This is a genomic window from Streptomyces phytophilus, from assembly GCF_013870535.1.
Taxonomy (GTDB): Bacteria; Actinomycetota; Actinomycetes; order Streptomycetales; family Streptomycetaceae; genus Streptomyces; species Streptomyces phytophilus.
Genome location: NZ_JACBXC010000190.1, coordinates 1 through 7,420, shown reverse-complemented (window position 1 = coordinate 7,420; position 7,420 = coordinate 1). Strand labels below are relative to the sequence as shown.

The following is a 7,420-nucleotide window of genomic DNA, read 5'->3' as shown; positions in this document are numbered from 1 at the left end:
CACTCCGGCGGCGTGTACGCCCCGTCCGCGAGCGCGATGCGCGCGCCGGAGAGCAGGATCGACTCCCGCCCCGCCGGCACCAGGTGCGGCGCCAGCGGCGCCAGCGTCTCGCGCAGCTCCGCCTCGAAGTTCCGCTGCTCCGGCGGGAGGTCGGCGCACAGGTCGGGCATCCGGCCGGAGTCGGCCTCGATGGCGGCCAGCAGCGTCAGCAGCTGCTCCTCCGTGCAGTCGTCGTACCCCGCGGTGCGCACCGCGGTGACGGCGGCGCAGCGGACGGCGTGGGAGGAGGTGCCGCCGGCGTGGAGGACGGCGAGCGCGACGGCGTGGGTGGCGTCGCGCAGCAGCAGCGCGAAGCGCGTGGAGGTGGGTTCCGCCAGGGACGTGAGGCCGAAGCGGCCGCCGCAGTCCGCGCATTCGACGAGGGGACCGGCGGCGCCGCGCGGCAGCACGGGTACGCCGAGGACGGTGAACCGCCGTCTGCCGGTGCGCCGGCTGTAGTTGCGGTCGCCGCCGCAGCCGGGGCAGAAGAACTCACCGTCGGACTCGGTGTGCCAGGACGTCCGCACGCCGGCGAACCGGCGGAGGATATGCGTCACGTCGACCTCCATCACGCTTCGGCAACGCTGCCGCGCTGACGTGATGCTAACCACACCGGCCGACATCGTCAGCCCTCGTGCACGTCGAGGCGGTGCGAACGAGCCGCGCCCCGCGCCCCGTCCGGTCGGACGGGGCGCGGGGCGGCGGGCGCTCCGGGGTGCTCCCGGGGGTGCTTCCCGGGTGCCGTGCGTGTGCTGTACGTGTGCTGTACGTGTGCTCTGGGTGCTCTGCGTGTGCCGCCGGGGTCAGCGCGCGGCGCGGTTGACCGCGGAGACGACGGCCTTCAGCGACGCGCGCGTGGTGTTGGCGTCGATGCCGATGCCCCACAGCACCTTGCCGTCGACGGCGACCTCGATGTACGAGGCGGCCTGCGAGCTGGCGCCCTCGCTCATCGTGTGCTCCTGGTAGTCCAGGAGCCGGGCGTCGATGCCGACGCCCTGCAGGGCGTGGAAGAACGCGGAGATGGGGCCGTTGCCGGTGCCGACGAGGGTGGTCCCGGCGCCGTCGACGTCGGCCTGGACGGTGAGGGTGTCGACGCCGTCGCGGTCGGTCGTCGTCTGCCCGCCGCGGAGCTGGATGCGGCCCCAGGCGTTGGCGGGGTTGGGCAGGTACTCGTCGCGGAAGACGTCCCAGATCTGCGCGGGGGTGACCTCGCCGCCCTCGGCGTCGGTCTTGGTCTGGATGATCCGGGAGAACTCCACCTGCATGCGCCGCGGCAGGTCGAGGCTGTGGTCGTGCTGGAGCACGTACGCCACGCCGCCCTTGCCGGACTGCGAGTTGACGCGGATGACGGCCTCGTAGGAGCGGCCCACGTCCTTGGGGTCGATGGGCAGGTACGGCACCGCCCACTCCAGCTCCCCGACGGGCTTGCCGGCCTGCTCGGCCCTGGCCTCCATCGCCTCGAAGCCCTTCTTGATGGCGTCCTGGTGGGAGCCGGAGAAGGCGGTGTAGACGAGGTCGCCGACGTAGGGGTGGCGGGGGTGGACGCCCATCTGGTTGCAGTACTCGTAGGTGCGCCGGATCTCGTCGATCTGCGAGAAGTCGACCATCGGGTCGACGCCCTGCGAGAACAGGTTCATGCCCAGGGTGACGAGGTCGACGTTGCCGGTCCGCTCGCCCTGCCCGAACAGGCAGCCCTCGATGCGGTCGGCGCCGGCCATGAGCGCCAGCTCGGCGGCGGCGACGGCGGTGCCGCGGTCGTTGTGCGGGTGGACGGACAGGCAGACGTGCTCGCGGCGGGTCAGGTTCCGCGACATCCACTCGAAGCGGTCGGCGTGGGTGGAGGGCGTGGAGCGCTCCACGGTGGCCGGCAGGTTGAGGATGATCTCGCGGCCGTCCTCGGGCTGCCAGACGTCCATGACGCCCTCGCAGACCTCCAGCGCGAAGTCCAGCTCGGTGTCGGTGAAGATCTCCGGGCTGTACTGGTAGCCGAAGACGGTGCGGTCGTCGAGCAGCTTCTCGGCGTACTCCACGACCAGCCGGGTGCCGTCGACGGCGATCTGCTTCACCGCGTCGCGCGAGCCGCGGAAGACGACTTCGCGCCAGACGGGCGCGGTGGCGTTGTACAGGTGGACGGTGGCGCGGTGGGCGCCCTGGAGCGACTGGACGGTGCGCTCGATCAGCTCCTCGCGCGCCTGGGTCAGGACGGAGATCGTCACGTCCTCGGGGATGGCGCCGTCCTCGATGATGGAGCGTACGAAGTCGAAGTCGGTCTGCCCGGAGGAGGGGAAGCCGACCTCGATCTCCTTGTAGCCCATGCGTACCAGGAGGTCGAACATGGCGCGTTTCCGCGCCGGCGACATGGGGTCGATCAGGGCCTGGTTGCCGTCGCGCAGGTCGGTGGACAGCCACCGGGGGGCCTGCGTGATGCGGTTGCCGGGCCAGGTGCGGTCGGGGATGTCGACGGCGTCGTACGGGCGGTAGCGGTGCACGGGCATGCCGGAGGGCTGCTGGCGCACGGTGGCGGCGGTGACGGGCGTGCCGCGGCCGACGGCGTTACCGGGGTGGGACATGGCGGGGTGGGCTCCTTCGCGCGAGCTGGTCGTCGACCGACGGGTGGCAGCACCGGACTCCGCGGGGAGGGGGTCGGTCTACGACAGCAGACCCTCGCCGCGGCGGCTAAGAAGAAGCAGCCCGTAACGCACGATGCCGACCACAGTAGCCCAGCCCCGTCGGCGCCGGCCGATCAGTATCACGATGCGAGACCCCGCGTGGAGCCCGGTCGGGCCCCCGCCACCCGAAATCGCGAACAACCCGCTGCGGGGAGTGACAAGTCGATTACCCAGTGACACATTGCGGGCATGGACGCCATCTCACGTACCCCCGTGTTCTGCACGATCGTGCCGCCGCACATGCTGGACAAGCTGGCGCGTACCGACAACCCGGCGCTGTCCGCCCGCGCCCGCCGCACCCTGGAGCGCGACGCGCTGCAGCGCACCCGCCGCCGCATCACCACCGTGCGCGGCCCGGCCGCCCCGCCGGCCGCCCGGCCGGCGCAGGAGGACGCGAAGCCGAAGCGCACGGTGTACGACGCGGAGAAGACCCAGGACCTGCCCGGCACCGAGGTCCGCAAGGAGGGCGCGGAGGCCGTCGAGGACGCCACCGTCAACCGCGCCTACGACGGCCTCGGCGCCACCTTCGAGCTGTTCCTCAGCGGCTTCGCGCGCAACTCGATCGACGGCGCGGGGCTGCCGCTGAACGCGACCGTCCACTACGGCGAGGACTACGGCAACGCCTTCTGGGACGGCGAGCAGATGGTCTTCGGCGACGGCGACGGCGAGGTGTTCCTCGACTTCACCCTCGCGGTCGACGTCATCGGCCACGAGCTGACGCACGGCGTCACGCAGTACACCGCGAACCTGGAGTACTTCGGCCAGTCCGGGGCGCTCAACGAGTCGGTCTCCGACGTCTTCGGCTCCCTCATCAAGCAGTACGTCCAGGGCGAGTCCGCCGCGGACGCCGACTGGCTCATCGGCGCCGAACTCCTGGCCCCCGGCGTGAGCGGCGAGGCGCTGCGCTCGATGAAGGCCCCCGGCACCGCCTACGACGACGACGTCCTCGGCAAGGACCCGCAGCCGGCGACGATGGCGGACTACGTGGACACCTCCACCGACAACGGCGGCGTCCACATCAACTCGGGCATCCCCAACCACGCCTTCTACCTGCTGGCGACCGACCTCGGCGGCAACGCCTGGGAGCGCGCGGGCCGCATCTGGTACGACGTGCTGACCGGCGGGTCCCTGACCACCACGGCCGACTTCGCCGCGTTCGCCGCCGCGACCGTCGCCGCCGCCGAGGCCCGCTACGGCGACGCCGCGGAGCGCGCCGCGGTGCTCTCGGCGTGGTCGCAGGTGGGCGTGCCCACCGACGCGGAGGCCACGGTGCCGCGGCAGACCCCGGCCCGCGAGGGTGCGCCGCCGCAGGCGGGGTAGGCGTGGGGGCATGCGCATCACCGTCACCCGCACCGGGGGCTTCGCGGGCCTGACCCGCGAGGCGACCCTGGACACGGCCGGCCGCGCGGACGCGGCCGGCCTGGAGGCCCTGGTACGCGAAGCCGTCCGGTACGCCCGCGGGCGTACCGGACGGCTTCGCGTACCGCGTCACGGCGGACGGCCGCACGGCCCACTTCGCCGACCCGCGGCTGACCGGCGCCCAGCGCGAGATCGTCAGGACGGTGCTGAAGGAGGGCGCGTAGTACTCCCCGGGGAGCACGGGAGGGCGCGGGACACCCCGCGCAGTAGGCGAGGTTTCGCACCCGGGAGCGAAGAACGGCGCGGGATCCCCGGGGAAGCTGGGGCCAGTCCAGTTGCTTCCCGGAGGGAGAGCCCGCCATGGGCGCCGTATCCGCACCACCCGAAGCACCATCCGGCCGGGCGCCCCGGGCCGGGCGCCGCTGGCTGCCCTGGGCCGTCCTCGGCCTGTGGGTCGCGATCCTCGCGCTCGCCATGCCGTTCGGCAGCAAGCTCGGCGACGCGACCCGCGACCGGGCCGTCGACTACCTGCCGGGCAGCGCGGACTCGACGCAGGTCTCGCGGACGGCCGAGGAGATGCCCGGCGGCGACACCCTCGCCGGGATCCTCGTCTACCAGCGCGACGGCGGCATCACCGCCGCCGACCGCGAACTCGCCGCCGAGCACGCCGCCGGCCTCGCCGACCGGTACGAACTGGCCGGGGACGGCACGCCGCGGGCCGTGCCCGCCGAGGACGGCAGCACCCTGATGGTGCCGTTCTCCGTCGTCGGACTGCCCGACGAGGACGCCCAGCTGGCGGCCGTCGAGGAGATCCGCGAGCAGCTCGTCGCGGATCCCCCCGAGGGCCTGTCCGTCGAACTCGGCGGCCCGGCCGGCATCCAGGCCGACTCCGAGGCCGTCTACGAAGAGGTCGACGGCACCCTGATGTACACCACGGCGGGCATCGTGACGATCCTGCTGATCCTCACCTACCGCAGCCCGTTCCTGTGGCTGCTGCCGCTGGTGTGCGTGGGGGTGGCGTCGCTGAGCGCCATGGCCGTCGTCTACGGCCTCATCCAGGCGTTCGACCTGACCGTCACCTCGATGAGCTCCGCGGTGATGACAGTGCTCATCTTCGGCGCGGGCACCGACTACGCGCTGCTGCTCGTCGCCCGGTACCGGGAGGAACTGCGCCGCACCAGCGATCCGCAGGCGGCGATGCTGACGGCCGTACGCAGCTGCGGCCCGGCGATCCTCGCGTCCTCCGGCACGGTCGCGGCGGGCCTGATCTGCCTGCTGGCCGCGGACCTCAACTCCAGCGCGGGCCTCGGCCCGGTCGGCGCGGTCGGCGTGGTGTGCGCGCTGGCGGTGATGACGACGCTGCTGCCGGCGCTGATGGTGCTCTTCGGCCGCCGCATCTTCTGGCCGCTGGTCCCCACCCTGGGCAGCGAGCCCAAGCGGCGCGGCTTCTTCGACCGGATGGGCTCCTCGGTGGGCCGCCGCCCGGTGGCGATCCTCGCCGGCGGCGTGGTGCTGCTGGGCGCGCTGGCGCTCGGCGCGTTCAACCTGCCGGGCAACCTCAAGCAGGAGGACGCCTTCACCGACAAGCCCGAGTCGATCACCGCGATGGAGAAGGTGTCGGACGCCTATCCCGGGCAGGGCGCCCAGGCGATCACCGTCGTCGCCGACGAGGCGCGGGCGGACGCGGCGCTGTCGGTGGCGCAGGGCGTGGAGGGCGTCGCCTCCGCGGAGATCGCCCGCTCCGGCAACGGGTTCAGCGAGATCACCGTCTACGCCGCCGACCCGCCGCAGTCCGCGGGGGAGGACCGTACGATCGCCGGCCTGCGCTCCGAACTCGGCGCCCTCGACGGCGCCGACGCCCTCGTCGGCGGCCCCAGCGCCGAGGCCCTGGACCTGGCGGACGCCAACTCCAAGGACCGCAAGCTCGTCATCCCCCTCACCCTGGCCGCCGTCCTCGTCATCCTCATCGCCCTGCTGCGCAGCATCGTCGCGCCGCTGGTGCTGACGGTGGCCGTCGTGGCGTCGTGGGGCGCGGCGATGGGCATCGGCGGCCTGGTCTTCGAGCCGGTCATGGGCTATCCGGGCATCGGCGGCGAACTGGCCCTGCTCACCTTCGTCTTCGGCGTGGCCCTGGGCGTCGACTACGGGATCTTCCTGCTGCACCGGATGCGCGAGGAGGCCACGGGCGGCGCCGACACCCGCACCGCGGCGCTCACGGCGCTGCGCCGCACCGGCGGCGTCATCGCCTCGGCGGGCGTGGTGCTGGCGGCGACGTTCGCGGTGCTGATGACGATGCCGATGGTGATGATCTTCGAGCTGGGGTTCGTCGTCGCGGTCGGCGTCCTGCTGGACACGTTCCTGGTCCGCACCTACCTGGTGACGTCCGCAAGCTGGCTGCTGGGCAAGAAGATCTGGTGGCCGGGCCCGCTGTCGAAACGCGCGGAGGCCCCGCCCGCCGCAGAAGACGCCCCGAAGGAGCCGGAACCCGCGGGCGCGGCGGTGAACTAGCCCGTCCGCCACGGCCGTACGGTCCGTACGCCCGGCACCGGCCGTCCACGTGCCCCTCGCGGCGCGTGGACGGCCTGCCCGTACCGAGGAGTTGCGCCCGCGGAGCCGTGGGCGAGGATGGTGGCCATGCAGTCAGCGAGGACCTGGCCGGCGGGGCTGAAGAAGCCGACGCGCCGGGACGTTCTGTTCACCGCCTTCGTCGGCGCCGTCGTCGCGTGCCTGGCGCTGTTCGGCAGCGTCGGGACCAGCGCGCACCGGCCGGACGCCGCCGGCTGGCTGCTGCTGTTCGTCATGGTGGGGGTGCTGGCGTGGCGCCGCCATTACCCGATGGGCGTCTTTCTGCTGTCCGTCCTCCCCGAGGCCCCGTACCACATCCAGGACAACATCCACAGCGCGCCGACGCCCGCGATGATGGTCGCCGTCTACTCCCTCGCCGTCGCCGGGCCCCGGCTGCGCACCCTGCTGGTCACCTGCGGCCTCGTCGTCGCCGCCGTCACCATGCTGACGCTGCGCAGCGCCGACCAGGGCGCGGAACTGCTGCGCACCTCTGGCTGGGTCATGTCGGTGGCGCTGCTGGGCGAGGCGGTGCGGGTGCACCGCAACTACGTCGGCGCCATCGTCGAACGCGCCGAACGCGCCGAGCGCACCCGGGAGGAGACCGCCGCCCGCCGGGTCGCGGAGGAACGGCTGCGCATCGCCCAGGACCTGCACGACCTGCTGGCCCACAGCATCACCCTCATCGGCGTGCAGACGTCGGTGGCCGCCCATCTGCTGGTCGCCGATCCCGGCCGGCTGGACCGTGCGGCGCTGGCGGACGCCCTCGACGGCATCGCCGGCACCTGCCG

General features: G+C 73.0%; 5 protein-coding genes and 1 pseudogene. 4 read left to right on the top strand and 2 right to left on the bottom strand.

Translation table 11 applies throughout. The features are described 5' to 3' along the window. Together H5J30_RS12045 and leuA are read right to left on the bottom strand one after the other, a co-directional pair. Positions 1–608, bottom strand: a 608-nt coding sequence (locus H5J30_RS12045; RefSeq protein ID WP_181787429.1) for a zinc ribbon domain-containing protein, incomplete at its 3' end; no start/stop codon positions are given. Positions 609–842: 234 nt separating this feature from the next. Continuing rightward, the gene (gene leuA, locus H5J30_RS12040) at positions 843–2,609 is read right to left on the bottom strand and encodes a 2-isopropylmalate synthase (RefSeq protein WP_181787428.1); all 1,767 of its coding nucleotides are present in this window, start codon (positions 2,607–2,609) and stop codon (positions 843–845) included. 288 nt (positions 2,610–2,897) lie between these two features. Here leuA and H5J30_RS12035 point away from each other — a divergent pair, with 288 nt between their 5' ends. The 4 genes and pseudogenes from H5J30_RS12035 to H5J30_RS12025 all read left to right on the top strand — a co-directional run. Beyond that, entirely contained in the window at positions 2,898–4,028 is a 1,131-nt protein-coding gene (locus tag H5J30_RS12035; RefSeq protein WP_181787427.1) for a M4 family metallopeptidase, read from the top strand. Between the two features lie 10 nt (positions 4,029–4,038). Beyond that, positions 4,039–4,291, top strand: a pseudogene (locus tag H5J30_RS36625) (protealysin inhibitor emfourin). 136 nt (positions 4,292–4,427) lie between these two features. Next, the gene (locus tag H5J30_RS12030; RefSeq protein ID WP_374100970.1) at positions 4,428–6,575 is read left to right on the top strand and encodes an MMPL family transporter; all 2,148 of its coding nucleotides are present in this window, start codon (positions 4,428–4,430) and stop codon (positions 6,573–6,575) included. 117 nt (positions 6,576–6,692) lie between these two features. Further along, a partial coding sequence (locus H5J30_RS12025; RefSeq protein WP_181787426.1) for a histidine kinase occupies positions 6,693–7,420 on the top strand: 728 nt, incomplete at its 3' end.